The 24,021-nt window shown below is 71.2% G+C and carries 13 protein-coding genes; 7 read left to right on the forward strand and 6 right to left on the reverse strand.

The annotated features are described in order from the left end of the window. Nucleotides 1-6 precede the first annotated feature (6 nt). On the reverse strand, nucleotides 7-1,527 hold the full coding sequence (locus ASC87_RS16050) for a CoA-acylating methylmalonate-semialdehyde dehydrogenase (protein WP_200954370.1): 1,521 nt from the start codon (nucleotides 1,525-1,527) through the stop codon (nucleotides 7-9). A 110-nt stretch (nucleotides 1,528-1,637) separates the two neighbouring features. Between ASC87_RS16050 and ASC87_RS16055 the strand changes: the two genes are divergently transcribed. After that, nucleotides 1,638-2,573, forward strand: coding sequence for a LysR family transcriptional regulator (locus ASC87_RS16055; protein ID WP_056663928.1), 936 nt, complete (start codon nucleotides 1,638-1,640; stop codon nucleotides 2,571-2,573). Here ASC87_RS16055 and ASC87_RS31915 read toward each other — a convergent pair. From ASC87_RS31915 to ASC87_RS16080, 5 genes are read right to left on the reverse strand one after another with little or no spacing between them, the layout of a single operon-like run. Further along, a complete protein-coding gene (locus ASC87_RS31915; RefSeq protein WP_157604078.1) occupies nucleotides 2,527-2,940 on the reverse strand; it encodes a hypothetical protein in 414 nt (137 codons plus the stop codon). The genes ASC87_RS16055 and ASC87_RS31915 overlap by 47 nt on opposite strands. 12 nt (nucleotides 2,941-2,952) lie before the next feature. Continuing rightward, nucleotides 2,953-3,702: a thioredoxin family protein gene (locus tag ASC87_RS16065; protein WP_056663935.1), complete on the reverse strand. Its 750-nt coding sequence runs from the start codon at nucleotides 3,700-3,702 to the stop codon at nucleotides 2,953-2,955. A gap of 28 nt (nucleotides 3,703-3,730) precedes the next feature. Continuing rightward, entirely contained in the window at nucleotides 3,731-5,077 is a 1,347-nt protein-coding gene (locus ASC87_RS16070; RefSeq protein WP_082568669.1) for an SDR family oxidoreductase, read from the reverse strand. After that, nucleotides 5,074-5,535, reverse strand: coding sequence for a thiol-disulfide oxidoreductase DCC family protein (locus tag ASC87_RS16075; RefSeq protein ID WP_056663940.1), 462 nt, complete (start codon nucleotides 5,533-5,535; stop codon nucleotides 5,074-5,076). The genes ASC87_RS16070 and ASC87_RS16075 overlap by 4 nt, the downstream gene beginning before the upstream one ends. A 59-nt stretch (nucleotides 5,536-5,594) precedes the next feature. Then, nucleotides 5,595-6,146, reverse strand: coding sequence for a GbsR/MarR family transcriptional regulator (locus tag ASC87_RS16080; protein WP_056663942.1), 552 nt, complete (start codon nucleotides 6,144-6,146; stop codon nucleotides 5,595-5,597). 157 nt (nucleotides 6,147-6,303) lie between these two features. Between ASC87_RS16080 and ASC87_RS16085 the strand changes: the two genes are divergently transcribed. The 6 genes from ASC87_RS16085 (at nucleotide 6,304) to aqpZ (ending at nucleotide 23,935) form a co-directional block, all read left to right on the forward strand. Beyond that, nucleotides 6,304-7,023, forward strand: coding sequence for a response regulator transcription factor (locus tag ASC87_RS16085; protein WP_056663944.1), 720 nt, complete (start codon nucleotides 6,304-6,306; stop codon nucleotides 7,021-7,023). Next, nucleotides 7,020-8,654, forward strand: a complete 1,635-nt coding sequence (locus ASC87_RS16090; protein WP_056663946.1) for a FecR domain-containing protein — start codon at nucleotides 7,020-7,022, stop codon at nucleotides 8,652-8,654. Before ASC87_RS16085 ends, ASC87_RS16090 begins: the two co-directional genes overlap by 4 nt. Then, nucleotides 8,654-10,948: a CHASE2 domain-containing protein gene (locus ASC87_RS16095; protein ID WP_056663949.1), complete on the forward strand. Its 2,295-nt coding sequence runs from the start codon at nucleotides 8,654-8,656 to the stop codon at nucleotides 10,946-10,948. The genes ASC87_RS16090 and ASC87_RS16095 overlap by 1 nt, the downstream gene beginning before the upstream one ends. A gap of 202 nt (nucleotides 10,949-11,150) precedes the next feature. Then, a complete protein-coding gene (locus ASC87_RS16100) occupies nucleotides 11,151-18,983 on the forward strand; it encodes an SdrD B-like domain-containing protein (protein WP_157604079.1) in 7,833 nt (2,610 codons plus the stop codon). A gap of 12 nt (nucleotides 18,984-18,995) precedes the next feature. After that, entirely contained in the window at nucleotides 18,996-23,213 is a 4,218-nt protein-coding gene (locus tag ASC87_RS16105) for an OmpA family protein (protein ID WP_056663957.1), read from the forward strand. A 17-nt stretch (nucleotides 23,214-23,230) separates the two neighbouring features. Continuing rightward, nucleotides 23,231-23,935: an aquaporin Z gene (gene aqpZ / locus ASC87_RS16110; protein WP_056663960.1), complete on the forward strand. Its 705-nt coding sequence runs from the start codon at nucleotides 23,231-23,233 to the stop codon at nucleotides 23,933-23,935. Nucleotides 23,936-24,021 lie beyond the last annotated feature (86 nt).

Raw genomic sequence — 24,021 nt, forward strand, 5'->3', positions numbered from 1 at the left:
GCGGGGTCACTTGGCCGTGGGCATCGTGAACTCGGCTCCCTTGGCGGTGCTCTCGGGCCACCGCTGCATCACCGACTTCTGCTTCGTGTAGAAGCGCACCCCTTCCTCGCCGTAGGCATGGGTGTCGCCGAACAGGCTGCGCTTCCAGCCGCCGAAACCGTGCCACGCCATCGGCACCGGGATGGGCACGTTGATGCCCACCATGCCCACCTGGATGCGCCGCGCGAACTCGCGGGCGATGTTGCCGTCGCGGGTGTAGCAGGCCACGCCGTTGCCGAACTCGTGGTCGTTGACGAGTTGCACGGCTTCGGCGAAGTCCTTCGCGCGCACACACGACAGCACGGGGCCGAAGATTTCCTCGCGGTAGATGCGCATGGACGGGGTCACGTGGTCGAACAGCGTGCCACCCGTGAAGAACCCGTCCTCGTGGCCCGGCACCTTCAGGCCGCGGCCGTCCACCACCAGCGTGGCGCCTTCTTCCACGCCGAGGGCGATGTACCCCTCGATGCGTTCCAGCGCCTGGCGGGTCACGATGGGGCCCATCTCGGCGTCGAGTTCCATGCCGTTCTTCACCTTCAGCGCGCGCGCACGTTCGGCGATCAGCGGCACGATCTTGTCGGCCACGTCACCCACGAGCACCGCCACGCTGATGGCCATGCACCGTTCGCCGGCCGAGCCGTAGCCGGCGCCGATCAGCGCGTCCACGGCCTGGTCGAGGTCGGCGTCGGGCATCACCACCATGTGGTTCTTCGCCCCGCCGAGGGCCTGCACCCGCTTGCCGAAATGCGCGCAGCGTTCGTGGATGTAGTGGGCAATGGGCGTGGAGCCCACGAAGCTCACGGCCTTCACGTCGGAGTGTTCGATCAGCGCGTCCACCGCCACCTTGTCGCCCTGGACCACGTTGAACACGCCATCGGGCAGGCCGGCCTCGCGCAGCAGTTCGGCCATGAACAATGACGCCGACGGGTCGCGTTCGCTCGGCTTCAGGATGAACGTGTTGCCCGCGGCGAGCGCCATCGGGAACATCCAGCACGGCACCATGCACGGGAAGTTGAACGGCGTGATGCCGGCCACCACGCCGAGCGGCTGGCGCAGCGTCCAGTTGTCGATGCCGGTGCTGACCTGGTCGGTGTAGTCGCCCTTGAGCAGCTGGGGGATGCCGCATGCGAACTCGATGATGTCGATGCCGCGGGCCACCTCGCCCTGGGCGTCGGTGAACACCTTGCCGTGTTCGGCGGTGATCATCGCGGCGAGGGTGTCGCGGTGCTCGTTCATCAGCGCGAGGAACCGGTTCAGCACACGGGCGCGGCGGATGGGCGGGGTGTCGGCCCACGCGGGGAACGCGGCCTGGGCCGCCGCCACGGCGGCGTTCACTTCGGTCACGTCGGCCAGGGCCACCTGGCGGGCCACTGCACCCGTGGCCGGGTTGTAGACGGCCTGGCGCCGCCCGCTGGTGCCGGCAGCCGGGCGCCCCCCCACGTGGTGGCCGATCTCGGCGGTGGCGGTGAAGGATTCGATGGCGCCCATGGTGTGCTCCGGGTGGGTTTGCGGCTGGAGCGTCCAGTCTAGGCACCGGGCCGGGTGCTTCCAAGCGCTGATCGCTGGATTCTCTGTTCGGAATACTTAACAATCAGCGCATGAAGAACAAAAAGATCGACGCGTTGTGGGTGCATGTCCACAGCCTCGGCGTGCTGGCCACGATGGGCACGTACACCGCCGCCGCCCAACGCCTGGGGGTCAGCAAGGCTGCCATGAGCCAGCGCATCAGCGAGCTCGAACAAGCGGCCGGCGTGGCCCTGGTGCGGCGCACCACCCGCAGCGTGCGGCTCACCGAAGCGGGCCAGCAGCTGGTGGATGCCACCCGGGCGTCGTTTGCCGACATCGAACGCAGTTTCTCCGGCGTGAAGGACCTGGCCGGCGCGCCGCGCGGTGTGTTGAGGGTGACCGCGCCGGTGGCACTCGGGCGCCAGGAGATCGTGCCACTGATCCCGGCGTTCCTGCGGCAGTACCCCGAGGTGCGTGTGGAGCTGGACCTGTCGGACCGCCTCACGTCGCTGGCGCAGGAGGGCTTCGACCTGGCGATCCGCCACGTCACCACCGTGCCCGACACCCACGTCGCGTGGACGCTGTGCCCCACCCAGTCGTGGCTGGTGGCCTCGCGCGGCTACCTGCGCCGCCGCGGTGTGCCGTCGTCACCGGAGGATCTCGCACAACACGACTGCCTGCACTACCTGCGCTCCGGCGATTCGCCGAGCTGGAGCTTCGAGCCAGCCAAGGGCCGGGGCGGGCGGGTGGGGGTGCCGGTGCACGGTGTGTTCGCGGCCAACAACAGCGAGGTGTTGCGCGAAGCGGCGCTCGGCGGTGCCGGCATCGCGCTGCTGCCCGACTTCAGCGCACACCGCGACGTGCGTGCGGGCCGGCTGGTGGTGGTGTTGCCGGCGTGGCGCCCGGTGGGCGCGTTCGGTGACCACCTGCATGCCATCCGCCCCTACAGCCCGCACGTGCCGCGCACGGTGCAGGTGTTTGTCACGGCATTGCGGGAGGGGCTCTCAAAGGGTTTCCCGATGGCCTGACACCCATCGGCAGGGCCGCGGCCAGCACCATGCCCGCCCACATCGCGATCACCAGCGCCGTGGCGGGCGCCAACCCGGTGGCGCGTGCCAGCAGCGGCGTGAGCCAGCCCGCCAGCACCATCGAGGCCAGCATCAGCAGCGCGCAGCCCAACCGCTGGCTGAACCGGCCGGGCCCCAACAGCGAGGCAGCGCTCATCAACGCGTGAGATGCGGGCATGGCCGCCCAGTGCCGGGTGACGGACCGCAGTGGCGACGAGGTGTCGCCACACCAGGCCAACAGCACGGTGAGCGGTGCCTCGCGCGTGTCGATGCACAGGCCGGCCGCCGCGCCGGCCACGCAGGCCGCCAGCATCGCGGAACGCTTCACGGCGGGCTCCGGTCAACCGCAGCAGGGAGCCTTGGCCTTCGGCGTGTCCTCGTAGGCGTCGTGCCGGCACACCCAGTCCATGGGTTGGCCGTCGGCGGTCTTTTCGTTGCGGCCTTTCGGGGTGCGGTCGAGCATCATGTTGGCGACCAGCAGGTCTTCGGCGCCGCGCGCGTACGACGAGTACGTGTGGAAGATGTCGCCGCGGTTGTCCTTGAAGAACACGCTGACGCCGTGGGCGTCTTCACCCCACGGCTGGATGGTGTGGTAGTTGTAGTCCACCTGGCCCGACGCCACCTGCTCCGGTGTGAACGACACACCGAAGTCGTAGTTGAACGGGCTGCCGGCCGACGACACCCAGCGGATGTCCCAGCCCATGCGCTGCTGGTAGCGGCGGATGTCGTCGAGCGGTGCCCGCGACACCATCACGACACTCACGTCGTGGTGTTCGAGGTGCAGCACCGCTCCTTCGATCTGGTCGGCCAGGAACGAGCAGCCGACGCAGCCTTCGGCCTGGCCGGGTGCCAGCATGAAGTGGTAGACGAACAGCTGGCTGTTGCGGCCGAACAGGTCACCGAGCATCTGTCGGCCGTCAGGGGTGTCGAACGCGTACGCGGTGTCCACTTTCACCCATGGCAGCGCGCGGCGTTCCTCGTTGAGCCGGTCGCGCATGCGGGTGAACTCCTTCTCGTGCACGAGGTGGCCCTGGCGGGCAGCGAGCCAGTCGGTGCGGGAGACAACGGGGTGGTGGGTGGCGTCATTCATCGGGGCTCCATGATTGAAAACCGATGAGTTAAGTGTTGACCTTCCGACCGAGGTTGTCAAGCCGACCCCACGCGGGTGTCGGGATGCGCGCCGGCGTCTCGCGGTGGCCCAGCCACAGCACCACGATGGCCCCGAGCACGGGCAGGTTCTTCACGAGCGGGCCGCAGTGGTCGATCGTCAGTTCGGGCATGTGGAACGCGGCGGTGGCGGTGTAACCCACCACGGCACCACACTGCACCGCGTACACCCAGGGCGACGGGCGCCACAGCAGCACCAGCCCCAGGCCGGTGTTCAGCGTGCACGAGCCGATCAGGGCCACGGTGCCCGCATCGCCGGCGAACCCGCAACGGGCCAGCAGTGTCATCACCCCCGAGTCCTGTTGCAGCAGGATGCTGACCAGCGCGGTGTAGATCCACATGAAGGCGAGGGCGCCGCGCAGCAGCCAGGCCACCGCGGGGCTCAGCACCACGCGCAGGTCGACGAGCGGCTCGGGTGCGGTGGTGGCAAGCCCGTGGGCCAGCGTGCTGGGCGTGCGGCCCAGCAGCACGGCCATCGCATTGCCCGCGGGCACGAGGCCACGGCCCAGCAACCGGATCGTGTCGCGGCAGAACACCCGCTGCGGCAGCGCTTCGGCGAGCCAGGCGCCGAAGGCCATCAGCGGCATCGGCACCGGCAGCCACACGGCGCCGCCGAGGCCGAGCGCGGCGCGGTAGCTGGCGAGCATCTCGCGGTAGGTGACGGTGTCGCCGCCACCGAGTTCGAACACCCCGCGCACCGGTTCATCGCGTTCCACCAGCCGCACGATGGCCTCGGCGAGTTCGTAGACGTGGATCGGTTGCAGCCGTTGGCCGCCGAGGCCGGGCAGGCTCACGACCGGCAGGCTCGCGAGGGTGGCAAACAGCGCCGCGCTCTGGCTGCCGGGGCCGTACACGAGCGACGGCCTCACCACGGCCCCGTCGACCGCGGTGGCGGCGAGGGCCTCCTCGGCGAGGAGCTTGCTGTGCAGGTAGGGCGTGGCCAGGCTCCCGGCGTCGTCACCCACCCCGAGGGCCGACACCTGCACCACCCGGACGACCCCGGCGATGGCAGCGCCGCGGAACAACTCGGCCGGGCCGGCGGTGTGCACCCGCTCGAACGTCTGGCCCTGCGTGGGCATCAGGATGCCCACGCAGTTGACCACCGCGTCGACGTGCCGGTCGCGCAGGCGCCGTGCCCACGCGGTGGGCGGCACCGGCACCATGAAGTCGATGGGCATCGTGTGGCGCGCCTCTTCGAGACCGCGTGCCCCTTCGACGACCTGGTGGCCGCGCGACCGCAGCGCCCTCGACACCGCACGCCCCACACACCCGCTGGCCCCGCAGACGAGCACCCTCATGACCTGTCCTCCCTGGTGGATTCGATGGCACAGGCGCCGGCACGGCAACGGGCCATGCGGGCCTGCAGGCGGCGCGCACGCACCGCGTGGATCAGCGGCGCCGTGGCCCGCGAGATGGGCCGGCGGTAGCGCGCGAAGAGCCGGTAGGCCACGTCGAACAGCGGCCGCACCGGGGCGAAGCCGGTGGGGCGCATCACCCAGCCCAGCCCCACGGCGGCGTACGCGCCGCGCAGCGTCTCGAGTCCCACGGTGACCGCGCCATCGGCCCACACACCATGGATCTCGGCGTCGAGTGCGGCGTGGGTGGTGCCCCAGGCCGCGGCGTCGAAGCCGGGCTGCCCGATGTCGACGAACGCGAGGTGGCCCGCGGTGTTGCGGTCGCGCAGGTGGTCCATCTCCAGCGCACACACCGGGCAGGCCGCGTCGTAGAGCAGGGTGAGCGGGTAGGCGGATCGCATGAGTTTCTCCAGTAATTTCTGTCGAGAGAGAAATGGTTGGGCAAAAAAAAGCGGGGCGGTCAGGCCCCCGCGGCCGTGTCTTCCGCCGGGGTGCGCCCGAGCAGCTTCTTGATCTTGGCGCCGAGCTTGAGCACCTTGGTCAGCGTCTGGGTGTCGAGCCGCAGCATCTCGTCGCTCCAGAGGGTGAGGGTGTCGAGCAGCTCCAGGGTTTCCTGCATGCGGCGCTTGGCCTCGGCCGGGTCCTTCGCGATGGCGGGGTCGGCGAGCAACTCGCGCAGCACTTCCATCGTGGGGGCGATCTCGCGGCGCTGGCGTTCCTTCACGATGGTGCGGAACAGCTCCCACACCTGCCTGGAGGTTTCGAAGTGGTCGCGGCGGTCGCCGGCGACGTGCACGAGCTTCACCAGGCTCCAGCTCTGCAGCTCGCGGATGCTGTTGCTGACGTTGGAGCGGGCCACCTTCAGCGTGTCGGCGATTTCCTCGGCGTGCATGGGCCGGCCGGTGATGTAGAGCAGCGCATGGATCTGGGAGACGGTGCGGTTGACACCCCAGCGGGTGCCCATTTCGCCCCAGTGCAGCACGAACCGGGAAAGGGTGGGAGAGAGGTCCATGGCGCGATCCTCCCCCCGTCATTCATTTCTGTCAAGACAGAAATGTGTGTCGATTGCCGGATGACTGTCACGGACCTGGGCGAAAATGCGCGGCCTTTTCTTCCCTGCAGTTCCTCAACGTGGCGGCCGCCGGCTGCCTTCAAGGTTTGGTTCACGCATGCGCATCGCTGCACTCGACGACGATCCGTCGCAACTGGATCTGGTGCAACGCACCGTCCGGGCCATTGGCCACGACTGCACCCCCTTTGAGCATGGCGAGGCGCTGCTGCGCGCCTTGCGGCGCGACACGTTCGACCTGCTGATCGTCGACTGGCAACTGCCCGACCTGCCCGGCATCGAGGTCGTGCGCTGGGCGCGGCAGCACCTCGCGCACCGCCTGCCCATCGTGTTCGTGACGAACCGTGGCGACGAACGCGACATCGTCGAGGGCCTGGTGAGCGGCGCGGACGACTACATGGTCAAGCCGATCCGCGTGCACGAGTTGATGGCCCGCGTGAACGCGCTGCTGCGCCGCAGCTACCCCAGCCACGACAACGCCGTCACGCAGCACGGCGGCTTCTGCTTCGACACGGCGGCACGCACCGTCACGTACGACGGCGAACCGATCGAGCTGAAGCAGAAGGAGTACGACCTGGCCCGCTGCCTGTTCAACCACCTCGGGCGCTTGCTGTCGCGGGCCCACCTGCTCGAGGCGGTGTGGGGTGTCGGTGTCGACCTGCCGTCCCGCAGCCTCGACACCCACGTGTCGTCGCTGCGCGTGAAGCTCAACCTGCGCCCGGCGAGGGGCTTTCGCCTGACCGCGGTGTACGGCCAGGGGTACCGGCTCGAAGCCGTGACCGATCTGGAAACCACGCCGTTGCCGGAGGCCGCGTCGTGAGCCGCACGCCCTGGTTGCTGGCCCTCGCCTTCTCCGCGCCGGCCTGGGCTGCGGCCGAAGACACCGTGCCATACCGCGTGCAACGCGGCGACACACTTTACGGCGTGGCCGAGCGGCTGCTCGAACGGCCGGCCGACTGGGCCGAACTCGCGCGGCTCAACCGCGTGCGGGACCCGAACCGCCTCTCGCCGGGCCGCGAGTTGCGCCTGCCCGTGGCCCGCCTGCGCGGGGTCGAACAACCCGCGGTGGTGGTTTACGTGCGGGGCACCGTCACGGTCGTGATGGCGCCCGGCACGGGGCCGAAAGCGCTGGCCGCCGGCGACGTTCTCGGCGAACGTGCCACCGTCACCGTGGGCACGGCCAGCTTCGCCACCTTGCGCCTGCATGACGGATCGGTGCTGCACGTGCAGGCCGGCACGGTGGTGTCGCTGCAACGGCTCCGCGCGAAACCGGGCGGTGAACGCCGCGAGACGGTGATGCAGCTCGACAAGGGCCGCGTCGATTCCACCGTCACGCCGCAGCCGACGGGTTCGCGTTTCGATGTACGCACGCCGCTGGCCGTCACCGGCGTGCGTGGTACCCGCTTCGGTGTGACGGTGGGCGACGGTGGGCGCCGGGTGTTGTCGGACGTGGTCGAAGGCCGCGTGGCGGTGTCGGTGGAAGGCCTCGCCGAGACGGCTGTCCCTGCGGGCGAGGGCGCGGTGATGTCGGCGGCGTCGCGCACGCCCGTCGTGCGGCCGCTGTTGCCGGCCCCGGGCATCACCACCCCGCTCGTCGAACGCCTGCCGTTTGCCGTGCCGGTGGCGGCGGTGGACGGCGCCGTGGCCTACCGCGTCCAGCTGGCCGAGGACGACGCGTTCACCCGCGTGCGGGTCAGTGCGGAAACGCCGCTGCCCATCGAGACTGCCGACCTCCCGGACGGCACTTACATGCTCAGCGTGCGGGCCGTGGACCGTGATGGCCTGCTCGGCGCGGAGACCGTGGCCCCGCTGCGGGTCAAGACAACGCCGGTGCCCCCCCTCGCGCAGTTCCCCGCGGCCCACCAGGTGGCCGGCCCCGGCCCGCTCGACCTGCGCTGCACCGACGTGCCGGGTGCGGCGTTCTACCGCATGGAAGTGCTGCGTCTGGACGGGGTGGTCGTTCGCCAGGATTCACCGGCCGATCGCTGCGTGTTCCGCATCGACGTCACCGAACCGGGCGACTACCGCTGGCGCGTGGCCACCGTGATCCGCGCCGGCGACGGCAGCGACGACCGCGGCCCGTTCAGCGACCCGAGCGTGTTCACGATCGTGCCGGCGCCGGTGGCGCCCGAACCGGTCGTCGACGGCGCCGACGGCACGGCGATCCACTGGCAGGGCGCTGCGGGGGAGCGGTATGAGCTGCAGGTGGCCGAGGACCTCGCGTTCACGCGGATCGTGGTGCAGTCGGAGCTGACCGAACCATCCGCCCGGCTCGATCTGCCGTCGGGTTGCGAGCCGCACTACCTGCGGCTCAAGACATTGCGTGCCGATGGCTTGCGCTCGGCGTTCTCCGCGCCGCGGCGGGTGGGATCGGCGGGCGGGTTGTGCACGTCGGATGGCGCGCCGGTGGCCGCGGGTGCCGGCGGGCGGGTCGACACGCCGGTGCCCTGATGCGGGCTGCGCCGTGGCTCGCACGGTGGGGCCTCTTCTGGCTCGTGGCGGTGGGCGTGGCCTTGGCGTGGGGATACGCGAACGGCCCGAGCCGGATCGAGGCGGCCTTCATGGACCACCTGAGCGCGATGGACGGCCGGCCAGCGCCGGCGGACATCGTGATCGTCGCGATCGATGACCGCAGCATCGCCGAACTGGGCCGCTGGCCATGGCGGCGGCGCGTGCACGCCGACCTGATCGACCGGCTCCACGCGGCCGGGCCTCGCGCGATCGGCCTGGACCTGATCCTGACAGAACCCGACGCCGCCCACCCCGACGACGACACCCGGCTGGCCGCCGCCATCGCGCGCGCCGGCCACGTCGTGCTGCCGTTGCACATGGAACGCCTCGGCGCGGCCGGCCCCCGCGCCGCGTTGCCCGTGCCCGCGCTGGCCGGCGCGGCGGCCGCACTCGGCCACATCCATGTCGAGCTGGGGCGTGATGGCGTCGCGCGCAGCGTGTTCCTGCGCGAGGGGACCGCCGGGCAGGCATGGGACCACTGGGCACTCGCGCTGCTGAAGGCCGGCGGCGAAGCCCCGCCGGTCGAACGCTGGCCCGGTGTGCGCCGGCCGCCGGGCGATGTGCAGGCCGGCGCGTGGTGGCGTGACTACTGGATGCAGGTCCCGTTCGCCGGGCCGCCCGGGCACGTGCAGCGTGTGTCGTACGTGGACGTGCTCGACGGCCGCGTGCCGGTGGACGTGCTGCGCGGCCGCTACGTGCTCGTGGGCGCCACCGCGGCGGGCCTGGGTGACGTCTACCTGACCCCGATGGCGAGCGAGGACCAGCTGATGCCCGGGGTCGAGGTCACCGCCAACGTGCTCGACGCGCTGCACCGCGGCCTCGACATGCGCCGCGCGACGCCGTGGCAGAACGCATTGTTCACCGCGTTGCCGGTGGTGCTTGCCATGATGGGGCTGTATCACCTGCGGCCACGCTGGGCCTTCGGCACGGCGATCTCACTGATGGCGGCGGTCTACGCGGGGGCGTGGGCGGCATTGCGGTTTGCCGGCGTGCAGTTCGCGCCGCTGGCTGCGCTCGGTTGCCTCACGCTCGTGTACCCGCTTTGGAGCTGGTTGCGCATCGAAGCGGCGGTGGCCTACCTGGCCGAAGAAGTGCGGCAGCTGCAGGCCCACGACAAGCTGCTGGCCGCCCTGCCGGTGCGCCTGCCGCGCGGCGGCGACGAACTCGACCGGCGCATGCGGGCGATGGCGAGCGCCGTGGAACAACTGCGGGGCCTGCAGCAGTTCGTGCATGAAAGCCTCGATCACCTGGCCGATCCGGTGCTCGTGTCCGACCGCGGGGGCCTCGTGCTTCTCGCGAACGCGGCGGCGGTGCGTTACTTCGGCATGCCGGCGGACGCACTCGTGGATGCGCCGGTCGACCTGCTGCTCGAGGGCCGGATCTTCCCGCTCGACGGCCGGCCCCTGCCGCCGGTGGGGGGTGATCGCGATGCGGAATGGCCCGCACGCGACCGCGACCAGCGTGACCTGCTGGTCAAGTGGACCCCGCGCCGCGACCCGAACGGCGCAGTGTCCGGCTGGATCGTCACGCTCGTGGACATCTCCACCGTGCAGCAGGCGCAGCGCCTGCGCGAGGAGGCGCTGCGGTTCATCTCCCACGACATGCGGGCGCCGCAGTCGTCGATCCTGACGCTGCTCGAACTGCACCGGCTGGACCGGCGGCCCGCCGAACCCGCGCTGTTCGAACGCATCGCCGGCCACGCCCACCGAACGCTGGCGCTGGCCGACGACTTCGTGCACCTGGCCCGCGCGCAGTCCGATCACTACGTCTTCAGCCTGGTGGATCTGGCCGATGTGGTGGCTGATGCGGCCGACCGGCTGTGGGACCAGGCACGTGCCCGGGGCGTCGACCTGGTCACCGACCTCGGCGAGGCGCCGTGCGAGCTGCATGCCGACCGTGACGCGCTCACCCGTGCCGTCGCGAACCTCGTCGACAACGCGCTGAAGTACGGGCGTGACGGCGGGCGTGTCACGTGTTCGCTCGTGGTGGCCGGCGGGCACGCCACCATCGCGGTGCGCGACGAGGGCGCCGGCATCCCGCCCGCGCACCAGGCCGTGCTGTTCGAGCCCTTCCACCGCCGCGGCGAGACGACCGGGCGTGCCGGGGGCGCGGGCCTGGGCCTCGCGTTCGTGCGGGCCGTGGTGGTTCGCCACCAAGGCACCGTCGAGGTGGTCAGCGAACCCGGCCAGGGTGCGGAGTTCCGCATGTGCCTGCCCTTGTCTCCCACCTTCTGACCCGTCGCGCGCCTGCGGCGTGACGTCCTCACGCCGCACTGTCAACGATTGTCAACTCGCTGGTCCTTGTTGACGCCGCTCCCTAGAGTTCGCGGCTTCGAAGGGACGGCATATGACACACGTGGTCGGGTGGAACCTCGCGCAGCGGATCGGTCGCGCGGGTTGGAACGCAGTTCGGGGGCATGGCGCGAGACTGGCACTGGTGCCTTTGCTCGGCCTCTCGCTGCTCGGCGCGGCGCAGGCGCAGCTCATCATCTCGGACCTGCCGGACACCCCGGACCCGGTGGCGGCCGGCGGCACCGTGACGTACGCGGTGCGGGTGGCGGAGACCAACGGGTCGCCGGTCTCCGGCGGTGCGTTTTCGTTCAGCGTGCCGGCCTCGGGCGTGTATGCCGGCACCGGCACCTTGCCGGCGGGCGTGTCGTGCACCGGCATGACGGTCGGCCAGGCCGGCCCGGGCCTGCTGTCGTGCACCGGCATCACGCTGGGCGCCAACGGCCAGGCCGACGTGCCGCTGCGCGTGCGTTCCACCGTGCAGGGCACGATGTCGGTCACGGCCACGCCCACCCCGGGTGGCCCGGCGCAGACCGAACTGACCACCGTCAACGCGGGTGCCGACCTGGCGCTTGCGATCAACGGCGCCACCAGCGTGGCCGCGGGCAGCACGCAGACCTACCAGCTCGTTGTCACGAACCAGGGCCCGGACACCTCGCCCGCCTCGACACTGACCTACAGCGTGCCGAGCGGCTTCGTGCCGTCCTCCACGCCTGCCGGCTGTTCCATTGCCGGTGGCACGATGACCTGTTCGCTCGGATCCATCGCCAACGGTGCGAGCCGTTCGGTGTCGGTCACGGGCACGGTTTCGGCCGGCGGTGGTTCCGCCGTCACGCACGCGGCCGACGTGGCCGCGGGCGGTGGCGTGGGCGATGGCGTGGCCGCCGACAACACGCGCACGCTCGACACCGCGGTGACCCCGGGCAGCGCGATCTCGGTCACGAAGAGCAAGTCGGTGGCCGACCCGGTTGCCACCGGCAGCTTGTTCAACTTCCTGCTCGCCACCCGCTACAGCGGCGACTACCCGGTCGGCGTGCAGGTGAGCGATCCGCTGCCCGCGAACTTCTGTTTCGCCGGTGGCTCGACCACGTACACCTCGAACGGCTGGACCTGCACCGCCTCGAGCAGTTGCCCCAGCACCGGCGCCACGCTCACCTGCACGCGCGGCGGCAGTGGCGCGGCCGGCCACAACGTGGCCCTCGGCAGCATCGCGATTCCCGTGCGCGCCGAGACCACCGGTTCCGGCGTGCTCAACACCGCGACCATCTCGGCGCCCGGTGTCACGAGCCACAACCACGCGGTCGCCACCACGGTGATCGACCCCGTCTCCGATTTCGAGGCCCACAAGACCAAGAGCTGGCCGCAGTCGAGCGTGCCGGCCAATACCCCGTTCACGTATTCGATCTGGGCCCGCAACCTCGGCCCCACGGCGTTCCCGTCCACCGGGGTCGTGACCCTTGTCGACACCGTGCCGGCCGGCCTGCAGGTCGATGGTGTCGCACCCGGCGCGAACTTCACGTGCGTGTCGAGCGGCGGAGGGGCCTATCCGCAGGCCGGGCCCGTGACGATCACGTGTTCGAGCAGCAACGCGGCCGTCGCGGTGGGCGCGAACACGGCCACGAGCGTCATCACGGCCCGTGCCACCAGCACCGGCGCGCTGCTGACGAACCAGATGTGCGTGTCCGCGAGTGGCGGCCCGGTCGACGACCAGTCCGGCAACAACTGCGCGGGTGTCGGCGTCACGCCGCAACCGCCGGCGGAGCAGGCAGACGTGTCCGTGCTGAAGCGGGTCGTGGGCCTCGGCGATGCGGCCGGCAACCGGCAACTGGCCGGCCTGCCTGTCACGTGGGAGATCGAAGTGGTCAACGCGGGTCCGGCCACCGCCACGAACGTGGACGTGACCGACGTCTTCAACGACGTGTTCAACGCGAGTGCCGCGGACTACAGCTTGTCGACCACCCCCGGCGCCGGTACGTGGGCCTCGTGCGCGCTGACCCCCGGCGCGGGGCGGGTGTCGCTCGACACCTGCCGGATCGCATCCGTGCCGGTGTGCACGCCCGGAACCGATTGCCCGAAAGTGTCGGTGACGGTGCGCCACTTCGGCAACGGCACCTCTGCGTCCAACGACTTCCAGGTGGACAACGCGGCCTTCGCGCTGACACAGGACCAGGGCGACGCCACGCTCGGCAACAACACCTCGTCCACGGCGCGGGCGTACTTCCAGGCGCGCACGGACGTGGCCGTCACCAAGTCGGACAACCCCGATCCCGTGCCCGCCGGCCAGTTGCTCACGTACACGATCACCGCGTCGAACCCGTCGGCCACCAGCGGCAGCGCGGCCTACGACGTCTCGATCACCGATACCTTGCCCGAAGGCGTGGTGTTCCTGTCGGCCACGGCCACGAATGGCAGTTGCTCCGTGACACCGGGCGCCGGCGTGGCGACCACGCCCGCCAACAAGACGCTGACCTGCGGCTGGACCTCGATCGCCCGCGGCGCGCAGCAGACCGTCACCGTGCGTGTGCGCCCCCTGGCCGTGCTCAGCGTGGCGGGTGGCGGCAGCGGCAGCATCAGCAACACGGTGGCCGTGTCGACCTCGACCCCGGAGATCGCCGGGGGCGCCGCGAACAACAGCCACACGGAGGCGACCACGGTGTCGTCACCGGTGTACGACCTGCTCGTCAACAAGACCGACGACGCGGACCCGGTCAACGTCGGCGACGACGTGACCTACACGCTGACCGCCACGAACAACCGGCCGTCCACCGCCGAGGGCGTGCGGCTGACCGACACGCTGCCGAGCGGCACCGGCGCACCCACGTTCGTCGAGGTGGTCACGCCGCTGCCGGCGGGTGTCACGTGCGATACGAGCGGGGTCACCGCGGGCAACGCGGGCGGAAGCATCGTCTGCGCGATCACGCGCCTGGGCGGCACGGGTTCGGGCGCCACCGGCGAGACCACCACGGTCGTGGTGCAGGTCAAGCTCAAGGGCGCCGAGAAGGGGCAATACACGAACTCGGCCGGCATCGCGCTGACCGATCCGGCGCTCAACGCCCTCGACGTGCTGCCGGGCAACAACACCGCCAGCCAGCCCACCACGTTCCGCTACAAGGCCGACGTGCAGGCCGTGGCCAAGCGCGCGGTGCAGCCGGGCACGGCCACCCCGATCACCACGGTGTCGTCGACCCAGGCGTTCGACTGGCTGGTGGACGTGCGCAACAACGGCCCGCAGGAGGCCGAGACCACCACGTTCACCGACACGCTGCCGGCAGGCCTCCAGATCGCCGCGGCACCCACGTTCACCGTCACCGCGGGCACCTTCACGCCGGTGGCGCCTGCCTGCGTGGGCGCCGTGGGCGCCACGGTGGTGAGCTGCACGATCGCCAGCATGCCGCAGGACGGCACGGCCACCGTGCGCATCCCGGTGCGTTTCGCCGGTACGCCGGCCCAAGGCACCGTGATCACGAACACCGCGTCCATCGTCACCACCGGTTCCGGTGATGTCAACGGTGGCGCGAGCTCGACCGGCGGCAACAACTTCAACAGTGGCAGCGTGACGGTGCAGACCCCGTCGGTGGGTGGCCGCGTGTTCCACGACCTGAACGGCAACGGCGCGTTCGACGCGGGCGAACCCGGCATCGCGACCGCCATCACGCTGACGGGCACCGACAACTTCGGCCAGCCGGTGTCGCTGAGCGGCACGAGCGATGGCACGACCGGGCTTTTCACCTTCCCGGTGGCCCCCGGCACGTACACGCTGACCGAAACCCAACCCGCCACGTACCTGCCCGGCCTCACGCGCGCCGGTGCGGTGTCGGGCGCCGGCAGCACGGCGGGCACGGTGCCCACCGTGGGTGCCGGGGTCACCACCGGCCCCAACGGGTCGAACGCGAACGTGGTGGCCGGCATCGTGCTGGGCACCGCGGGCCAGTCCACCGCGAACCTGTTCGGTGAAGTGCGCGCCGCGTCCATCGCCGGGCGCGTGTACCACGATGCCGACTACAGCGGCGTGGCCGCCCCGGGTGAAGCGGGCCTCGCGGGTGTGGCGATCGACCTCACCGGCACGGATCTGTTCGGCAACCCCGTGGCGCTGTCGGCCACCACGGCCGCCGCCACGGGCGACTACACCTTCGCGAACCTGCTGCCCGGCACCTACGCGGTGGCCGAACCCGTGCAACCGGCAGGCTACGCCGATGGCGCGGAACGTGCGGGCACGGCTGGCGGCAGCACCGCGGTGAACGACCGCGTGGGCGGCATCGCGCTCCGCTCGGGCGCGGCCGCCACCGGCTACGACTTCGGCGAACAACGCGCGAAGGTGCCGGTGCACGTGTTCGAGGACGGCAACAACGACGGCGTGCCGCAGTCTGGCGAAGCCGGCATCCCCGGTGTCGTGCTGCACCTGACGGGCACGGATGCCAGCGGCCAGGCGATCGACATCGTCGCCACGCCGGTGGCTGGCCAGCCGGGCCACTTCGAGTTCCTGGACGTGCCCCCCTCGGGCGCGGGCGGCTACACGCTGACCGAAACGCAGCCGGCCACCTACGCGCCCGGCAAGGCCAACGCCAACGGCAACCCGGGCACCGTGCTGCCGGGTGGCAACACCATCACCGGCGTGACCGTGGGCGTGGTGCCCGCCACCGGCACCTACCTGTTCGGCGAGCTGACCAGCGGCCAGGTGCGCGGCCGCACGTTCTACGACCGCGACGGCAACGGACAACTCGGCGCCGGTGAACCGGGCCTTGCAGGCACGGCCATCGTGCTGACGGGCACCGACGACAACGGCAACGCCGTCTCGCGCGCCACCGTGGCGGATGCGAACGGCGAGTACGTGTTCGACAACGTTGCGCCGGGCACGTACGCGCTGGTCGAGACGCGCCCCGCGGGTTACCTGCCGGGCCTCACGACGGCCGGCACGGTGACCGGCGCGGGCTCGGTGCCCGGCACGGTGCCCGCCTCGGGTGCGGGTGTCACCGTGGGGCCGAACGGCTCCAATGCGAACCGCATCGACGGCATCCGCCTCGGTGCGCCGGGCGCGAGCTCGAGCAACAACCACTTCACTTCCGTGCGCGCCGCGAGCCTCGCGGGCTCCGTGTTCGCCGACGTGGCGCCGGCCAATGGTGCCCGCGATGCGGCGGAACCCGGGATGCCCGGCGTGTCCGTGACGGTGGGCGGCACCGATCTGTTCGGCAATGCCGTCAGCGTGGCGCTGGTCACTGACAGCGATGGCCGCTTCCTGGCGCAGAACCTGCTGCCGGGCACGTACCGCCTCGACGAGGTGCAGCCGGCCGACGTGACCGACGGCCCCGAGGTGCTCGGCACCGTGGGCGGCGCTCCGCGCGGCACGGCCAATCCGGCCGGTGCCAACGACCGCTTCGATGCGATCGTGCTGGCGTCGGAAGACGAGGGCACGGGCTATCACTTCGGCGAACGGGGTGGCCAGCTCGCGGGCCGCGTGTTCGCGGACCGCAACAACAATGGCCGCCAGGACACCGGTGAACCCGGCATCCCCGGCGTGGCGCTGACCCTGGCAGGCCGCACGAGCGGCGGGGCTCCCGTGTCGGTGACCGTGACCACGGATGCCGATGGCGCCTACCGCTTCGACGGCCTGCTGCCGTCCGATGCCACCGGCTACACGATCACCGAGACCCAGCCGGCCACCTACGCCGACGGCCTCGACACGGCTGGCCGCGTGGGCGGCACCGTGCTCGGCACCGCGGGCAACGACACCATCACCGGCATCGTCTACACCGGCGGCAACGGCGACGGCTACACGTTCGGCGAACGTGGCGCCTCGCTCGCGGGCTCGGTGTACAACGACGCCAACACGAATGGCACACGCGACCCGGGTGACCTCCCGCTGGCCGGCGTGACGGTGACCCTCACCGGCACCGACAACACGGGCACTCCGGTGACCCGCACGGCCACGACCACGGCGGGTGGCACCTACCGCTTCGACGACCTGCCGCTGCCCGACGGCAACGGCTACACCCTCACGCAGACGCAGCCCGCCGGCTATGACAACGGCGGTGAACACCCGGGCACGCTCGGGGGCACGGTGCCCGGCCCGAACCGCATCCAGGTGCCGGTGACCGTTCCAGGCGCGCAAGGCACGGGGTATGACTTCAGCGAACGCGCGCAGGCGCCGTCGAGCGTGACCGGCTCCGTCTGGCGCGACGCCGACCACGACCGCCTGCTGGCGGGCGGCGAACCGCTGGTGAGCGGCTGGACCGTCGAACTGCTCGGGTGCACCGACGGCGCGGCCGCGTGCGCGCAGGGCGACCTGGTGGTGCGCCACACGGTGACCACCGGGGCCGATGGGGCCTACCGTTTCGACAACGTGGTGCCGGGCGGATACACGGTGCGCTTTCGCACGCCGGCAGGCCAGGTGGTAGGCGGGGTGTGGCCTACCGACCCGGTGCAAAACGGCGCGGGCGGGGCCAACCCGACAGTGCCGGGCGCCGCGCCGCGCGCCGCGATCCCGCTCACCGTGACGGCGGGCGTGGCCATCGTGCAGCAGGATCTCCCGCTCGACCCGAGCGGCATCGTCTACGACAGCCTGAGCGGCCAGCCGGTGGCTGGCGTCGTGGTGACGATCACCGGCCCGGCCGGGTTCGACGCGGCCGCCCACCTGCTGGGTGGCAACGCGAGCGTGACGACCCCTGGCGAGGGCCTGTACCAGTTCTTCCTGTTGCCGGGTGCGCCCGCGGGCGACTACACGCTCGCGGTGACGCCGCCGTCGGGTTACGTGAACTCGTTGACGTACCCGCCGGCCGCCGGCCCGCTGAACGCGCTCACCTGCAGCGCGCCGTCGGGCCCGGTGGACACGACGCCGGCCGACCCGTGCGTGGTGTCGGCCGTCATGCCGGCTCCCGGTGCGGCCCCTGCGTACTTCACCACGATCTTCATTCCCGCGGCCGGTGCGCAGAACGTGGTCAACAACCACCTGCCCATCGATCCGCAGGGGACGGGCACCGTGATCGAGCTTCGCAAGACCACGTCGAAGCTGACCGTTCGCAAGGGCGAGTTGGTGCCGTACGCGATCACCGCCCGCAACACCCGTGCTGTGGCGCTCGGCAACGTGGTGCTCACCGACACGCTGCCCCCGGGCTTCAAGTACGTGGCCGGTTCGCTGACTGTGCAACGCCTGCCGGGCGGCGTGGTCACGCCCGTGGTGCCGCGTGTCGACGGCCGCCGGCTGACGATCCCGGCGCGCGACTTCGCCGCCAGCGAAACCCAGCGCTTTGCGATGGTGCTCGGCGTGGGCAGCGGCGTGGGGGAGGGCGAGTACGTGAACCAGGTGGTGGCCACGCAGGGAGAACAAGGTCCGGCGCTGTCGGGTGTGGCGACAGCCCGCGTGCGGGTCGTGCCGGACGCACTCTTCGATTGCACCGACGTGGTCGGCAAGGTCTACGACGACAAGAACGCGAACGGCTACCAGGATGACGGCGAACCGGGGCTCGCGAACGTGCGGATCGCCACCGTCAACGGCCTGCTCGTGACCACCGACGCCGACGGCCGCTTCCACATCGCCTGCGCGGCGGTGCCCAAGGACGGCACCGGCAGCAACCTCGTGCTCAAGCTCGACGAGCGCACGTTGCCGTCCGGCTACCGCGTGACCAGCGAGAACCCGGCCGCCGAACGCGTGACCCGCGGCAAGCTCGTGAAGGTGAACTTCGGCGCCACGGTGCACCGCGTGGTGCGCCTCGACCTGACGGCCGATGCGTTCGACGGTGGGGTGCTGAAGCCCGCGCTCGAGGGGCAGCTGGACCGTGTGATGGCGGCACTCGAGGCGCGGCCATCGATCCTTCGCCTGGCCTACCGCGCCGACGCCGGCGAACCCGCGGCGACTGGCGACGAGCGCATCGGCGCGCTGACCCGCACGCTGCGCGACCGCTGGCGCCAGCACGGCGCCGCGCGGGGCCGGACGCTGTTCAACCTGGACATCGAGGTCGAGCGTGTGCCGGCCTCCGTCACCCGCTGACGGAGGACTGCCATGCACCACCACCCCGACGCATTCACCCTCTTCGAGCGCTTCTGCATGAACCGACCTTTTCGACGTGCCGCGCTGTCGAGCGCGGCGGCAGCCGCCTGCCTCACGCTGGGCGCCGCCGTGGCCCAACCCGCCGACACCTGCGCCGCGGATGCGCGCGGCCGCTTCAGCGACCGCTGCGAGCCCGACCGGCGCGCGGTGGAAATCGACGGCACCGACCGCGTGCCCGAAACCTCCGAACGGGAACTGCCGAAACTCACGTTCCTGCTCGGGGACGACCGCTCGGTGACCGAAACCCGCGTCACCGTTCCGGCGCGCACCGTGCCCGGCACGCCCGTGGAGCGCACCGACACGCACACGCCGCGTTTCGATTCCGGCGAGGACCTGCTCAAGCCCGCCGACCGCGCGCGGCTCGACGCGATCGTCGCGCAGGTGAAGGGCCGCGAACAGCTGCGCTTCGAGATCGTGGGCCACACCGACGTGCAGCGCATCAGCCCACGCCTGCGACCGCGCTTTCCCGACAACCAGGCGCTCGGCCTCGGCCGCGCCCAGCAGGTGGGCCGCTACCTGACCGCGCAGCTCGGGCTGCCGGACACCGCGTTCACCGCGCAGTCGCGTGGCCCGGACGAACCCGTGGCCACGCCGCGCGAGAACACCGCGAACTGGCCCGCCAACCGGCGGGTCGAGGTGCGGGTGTACTGGCGCGATCCCGTCGTGCCGGCCGTGGCGCCCGCGCCTGCCGTGGTCGCCCAGGTCGACCCGACCGAGTGCCACATGCTGACGCCGTACGCCGGCACCGACGGCCCGCTGCGTTTGACGATCGACGGCAAGCCCGAGGTGGGTGCCGATTCGTCGAGCGCGGACCGCCAGCGGTGCATCGACGTGCGCCTCGAGCATGACCACCTGCGCCTGCAGTACGACAGCCTGTCGCAACCCCGCCGGCTCAACGCCGCGGCCTGGCCCACGACCGTGGTGCCCGGCGACACGGTGCAGTTCCTCGGCTACAGCAACTACCGGCTGTTCGCGCGCCGGGCCGAGCTGCGCGTGTTCGTGGCGGACGACACGCTGCAGCCGCGGTTGCTGGCCGCCGTGCGGCTTCGCGCCGACTGGCGAGCCACCTGGGAGGTGCCCGCGGACCTGACCGAACGCAAGCTCTTCTACCGCGTGCGCGTCTACGACGCGGACGGCCGCTTCGACGAAACCGGCGACTTCACGCTGACCGTCGCGGGCCAGCGCCCCCCGTCGGACGTGCCCGCAACGGACGGCGCCGCCGAACGGCAACTGATGACCGCTTACGGCGACAGCCGCATTGCGATCGCGAACATCCCGATCCAGGGCGGCACGGTGACGGCCAGCGGCGACGGCATCCGCACGGGGCAGACGGTGCGTGCGCTGGGCTTCGACGTGCCGGTGGATCCGCAGGGCCGGTTCGTGTTCCAGCAACTGGTGCCGCGCCGTGTGCAGACCGGCGAGATCGCGGTGGCCGACCTGGACGGCACCGCGCGCGTGTACCGCCGTGACTTCGAGATCCCGAAGCAGGACTGGTTCGTCGTGGGCCAGGCCGATGTCACGGTGGGCCGCAACCACGTCGACGGCCCGGCGGCCCTCGTCACGCAAGACACGAACCGGCAACGCGGGGACACCTGGGCCGAAGGGCGCTTCGCCTTCTACGGAAAGGGGCTGCTCGACGATCGCTGGACACTGACCGGCAGCGTCGACACCGAAGAGCGCCCGTTCAACGAACTGCTGCGCAACCTCGACCGCAAGGATGCCACGTCGCTCTTTCGCCGGCTCGACCCGGCCGATTCGTGGGCCACGTTCGGCGACGATTCGACCAGCATCGACGACGCCCCCACGCAGGGCCGCATCTACCTCAAGGTGGACGATGGCCGCTCGCATGCGATGTGGGGCAACTTCAAGCTGAACCTCGACGACACGCAGCTCGCGCAGGTGAGCCGAGGCCTCTACGGCGCCCATGGCCGGTACGTGGGCGACACGTCCACCGATGCAGGCGATGCGCGCCTGCGCGCCGACGTGTACGCCGCCGAGCCGGGTTCGCTCGCGGCGCGCGAGGAGTTCCGCGGCACGGGCGGGTCGTTGTACTACCTGCGCCACCAGGACCTGACCCGCGGTGCCGAGAAGGTGTTCGTCGAAGTGCGCGACCGCGATTCCGGCCTCGTGCTGTCGCGCCGCCAGCTCGTGCCATCGTCCGACTACGAGATCGACTACCTGCAGGGCCGGGTGCTGCTCGCCTCGCCGCTCGCGAGCCTGGCCGACGACAGCAGCCTCGTGCGCGCCGGAGGCCTCGCCGGTTTGCCGGCCTACCTCGTGGTGGACTACGAGTACGTGCCGTTCGTGAGCTCGCTCGACACCCTCGCCACCGGCGGGCGCGTGGCGTGGTGGGCCACCGATGCGGTGCGGGTGGGCGTGACCGCGTCGCGCCAGAAGCAGACCGGTGGCGACCAGCGGCTGGGAGGCGTCGATGTCACGGTGCGCCAGAGCGACACCCGCTGGGTGAAGGCCGAAGTGGCCCGCAGCGAGGGCCCGGGCACCGGGCAGTTGACCTCCAGCGATGGCGGGTTCGCGTTCGACGGACAGGCGCTCGGCACCGACGTGAAGGCGAACGCCTGGCGCGTCGAGGGCCAGACCGACGTGGCCGGCACGGGCCGGGTCGGCGCCTATGCGCAGCACCGCGACGCGGGCTTCTCGGGCCCGGGTCAGCTCGCGGCGAACGAGACGCAGCAGGCGGGCGTCAGCGCCGCGCTGCCGGTGGGCGAACGCACCGAGTTGCGCGTGAAGGCCGATCGCCGCGACGAGACCAACGGCTTCGACACCGACGCCGCCGAGGTGCAGTTGGGCCACACACTGAGCCCGCAGTGGAAACTCGGTGCCACGGTGCGCCACGACAGCAAACGCACGGATGCGCTGGTCACGAACCCGCTGCTGCCGTCGAACGCGGTGGTGCAGGGCGAGCGCACCGACGCGGCCTTGCAGGCCGAGTACACGGGTGCTGGCTGGAGCGGCTACGTGTTCGGGCAGCAGACCGTGGGCCGCACCGGCTCGCGCCGCAGCAACGACCGGGGCGGCGTGGGCGGCCGCTACCGGGTCTCCGACAAGTTCGCGGTGAACGGCGAGGCTTCGGGTGGTGATGGCGGCCTCGCCGGCAAGGCGGGCGCCGAGTACCAGTACGACGACCGGTCGAGCGTGTACACGACGTACGTTCTCGACACGGGCCGCACCGACGAGAACGTCACCGGCCGGGGCGGCAGCCTCGTCAGCGGCGTGAAGTCGCGCGTGGCCGACGGCTTGAACGTCTACACCGAACACCGTCACACGACGGGTCAGCAACCGGGCCTCACGCACGCGTATGGCGTGCAGTACGCGCCCGATCCGCGCTGGACGTTCGGCGCGTCGTTCGAGAACGGCCGCATCGGGTCCGAGACGCTCGGCGAACTCGATCGCGAGGCCGCGGCGCTGACCGCCGGCTACTCGTCCGACACCGTGCGCTACAGCGGCGGCGCCGAGTACCGCACCGACCGCAGCCGCACCGAGGAGCGGCGCAGCTGGCTGCTCAAGAACGCGATCAGCGTGAAGGCGGACCGGGACAGCCGCTGGATCGGCAAGCTCAACTGGGCCGACAGCAACAGCAGCACCGGCGCACTCGCCGCCGCGAAGTACACCGAGGCCGTGGCCGGCTACGCATTCCGCCCCGTCGCGAACGACCGGTTCAACGTGCTGTTGAAGTACACCTACCTGTACGACCTGTCGTCGCCGGGCCAGGTGCTCGCCACCGAGGCCACGCAGGCCGCCGTGTCGACGACGGGCATCGATTACCAGCAGCGCAGCCATGTCGCGGCGATCGATGCCACGTACGACCTCACCGAACGCTGGACCGTGGGTGGCAAGTACGCGCGCCGCACCGGCGAGCTGCGCGCGAGCCGCGATGACAGCGCGCCGTGGTTCCGCAGCACCGCCGACCTGATGGTGCTCCGCATCGACTGGAAGGTGTTGCGCCGCTGGGATGCGCTCGCCGAGGTGCGCTCGCTGCGTGCCCGCGAACTGGGCGACCGGCGCGACGGCCTGCTGACGGCCGGCTACTACCACGTCAACGAGAACTTCAAGGTGGGGGTGGGCTACAACTTCACCGACTTCTCGGACGACCTGACGGACCTCAGCTACCGCAGCCGCGGCTGGTTCCTCAACATGCTCGGCAAATTCTGAACCCCCGGAGAGACTCCATGAATATCAAGACCCTCAGCGCCGAATTCATCGGCACCTTCTGGCTCGTGCTCGGCGGCTGCGGCAGCGCCGTGCTCGCGGCTTCGTTTCCCGGCGGCGGCATCGGCCTGCTCGGTGTGTCGCTCGCGTTCGGGCTCACCGTGCTGACCGCCGCGGCGGCCGTCGGCCACGTGTCGGGCGCCCACCTGAACCCGGCGGTGTCGGTGGGCCTGTGGGCGGCCGGCCGGTTTCCCGCCTCGCGCCTCGTGCCGTACATCGCCGTGCAGGTGGCCGGCGGGGTGGCGGCGGGTGCCGTGCTGTACCTCGTCGCCAGCGGCAAGGCATCGTTCGACGTGGCGGCCGGCTTCGCCGCCAACGGTTACGGCGAGCATTCCCCGGGCGGCTATTCACTCGTGGCCGCACTGGTCACCGAGCTGGTGCTGACCGCGATGTTCCTGTTCGTGATCCTCGGGGCCACGTCGGGCCGCGCGTCGGCGGGTCTCGCGCCGGTGGCGATCGGCCTCGCGCTGACGCTCGTGCACCTGATCAGCATCCCGGTGACGAACACGTCGGTCAATCCGGCCCGCAGCACCGGCGTGGCGTTGTTCGCCGGCGGCTGGGCGTTGTCGCAGCTGTGGCTCTTCTGGGTGGCGCCGCTCGCGGGCGGCTTGCTCGGTGCGGGCCTGTACCGGATCGTGCAGGGACGCGACGGCGACGACGCGTGAGCTGATCGCGGGAATGCGGTCGGGAGGCGCGGTCCTCGTGTGTCCCGACAAAAACGAAGTCGGCGCGGCTGGGCCACAATGCCGGC

Source organism: Rhizobacter sp. Root1221 (assembly GCF_001425785.1).
In the GTDB taxonomy this organism is placed as follows: Bacteria; Pseudomonadota; Gammaproteobacteria; order Burkholderiales; family Burkholderiaceae_C; genus Rhizobacter.

Excerpts from the sequence above, each read along its gene's own strand:
- ASC87_RS16095 (WP_056663949.1), top strand. The coding sequence starts at position 8,654 with ATGCGGGCTGCGCCGTGGCTCGCACGGTGGGGCCTCTTCTGGCTCGTG.
- ASC87_RS16075 (WP_056663940.1), bottom strand. The coding sequence starts at position 5,535 with ATGCGATCCGCCTACCCGCTCACCCTGCTCTACGACGCGGCCTGCCCG.
- ASC87_RS16055 (WP_056663928.1), top strand. The coding sequence starts at position 1,638 with ATGAAGAACAAAAAGATCGACGCGTTGTGGGTGCATGTCCACAGCCTC.
- ASC87_RS16050 (WP_200954370.1), bottom strand. The coding sequence starts at position 1,527 with ATGGGCGCCATCGAATCCTTCACCGCCACCGCCGAGATCGGCCACCAC.
- ASC87_RS16070 (WP_082568669.1), bottom strand. The coding sequence starts at position 5,077 with ATGAGGGTGCTCGTCTGCGGGGCCAGCGGGTGTGTGGGGCGTGCGGTG.
- ASC87_RS16080 (WP_056663942.1), bottom strand. The coding sequence starts at position 6,146 with ATGGACCTCTCTCCCACCCTTTCCCGGTTCGTGCTGCACTGGGGCGAA.
- ASC87_RS16065 (WP_056663935.1), bottom strand. The coding sequence starts at position 3,702 with ATGAATGACGCCACCCACCACCCCGTTGTCTCCCGCACCGACTGGCTC.
- ASC87_RS16085 (WP_056663944.1), top strand. The coding sequence starts at position 6,304 with ATGCGCATCGCTGCACTCGACGACGATCCGTCGCAACTGGATCTGGTG.
- ASC87_RS16105 (WP_056663957.1), top strand. The coding sequence starts at position 18,996 with ATGCACCACCACCCCGACGCATTCACCCTCTTCGAGCGCTTCTGCATG.
- aqpZ (WP_056663960.1), top strand. The coding sequence starts at position 23,231 with ATGAATATCAAGACCCTCAGCGCCGAATTCATCGGCACCTTCTGGCTC.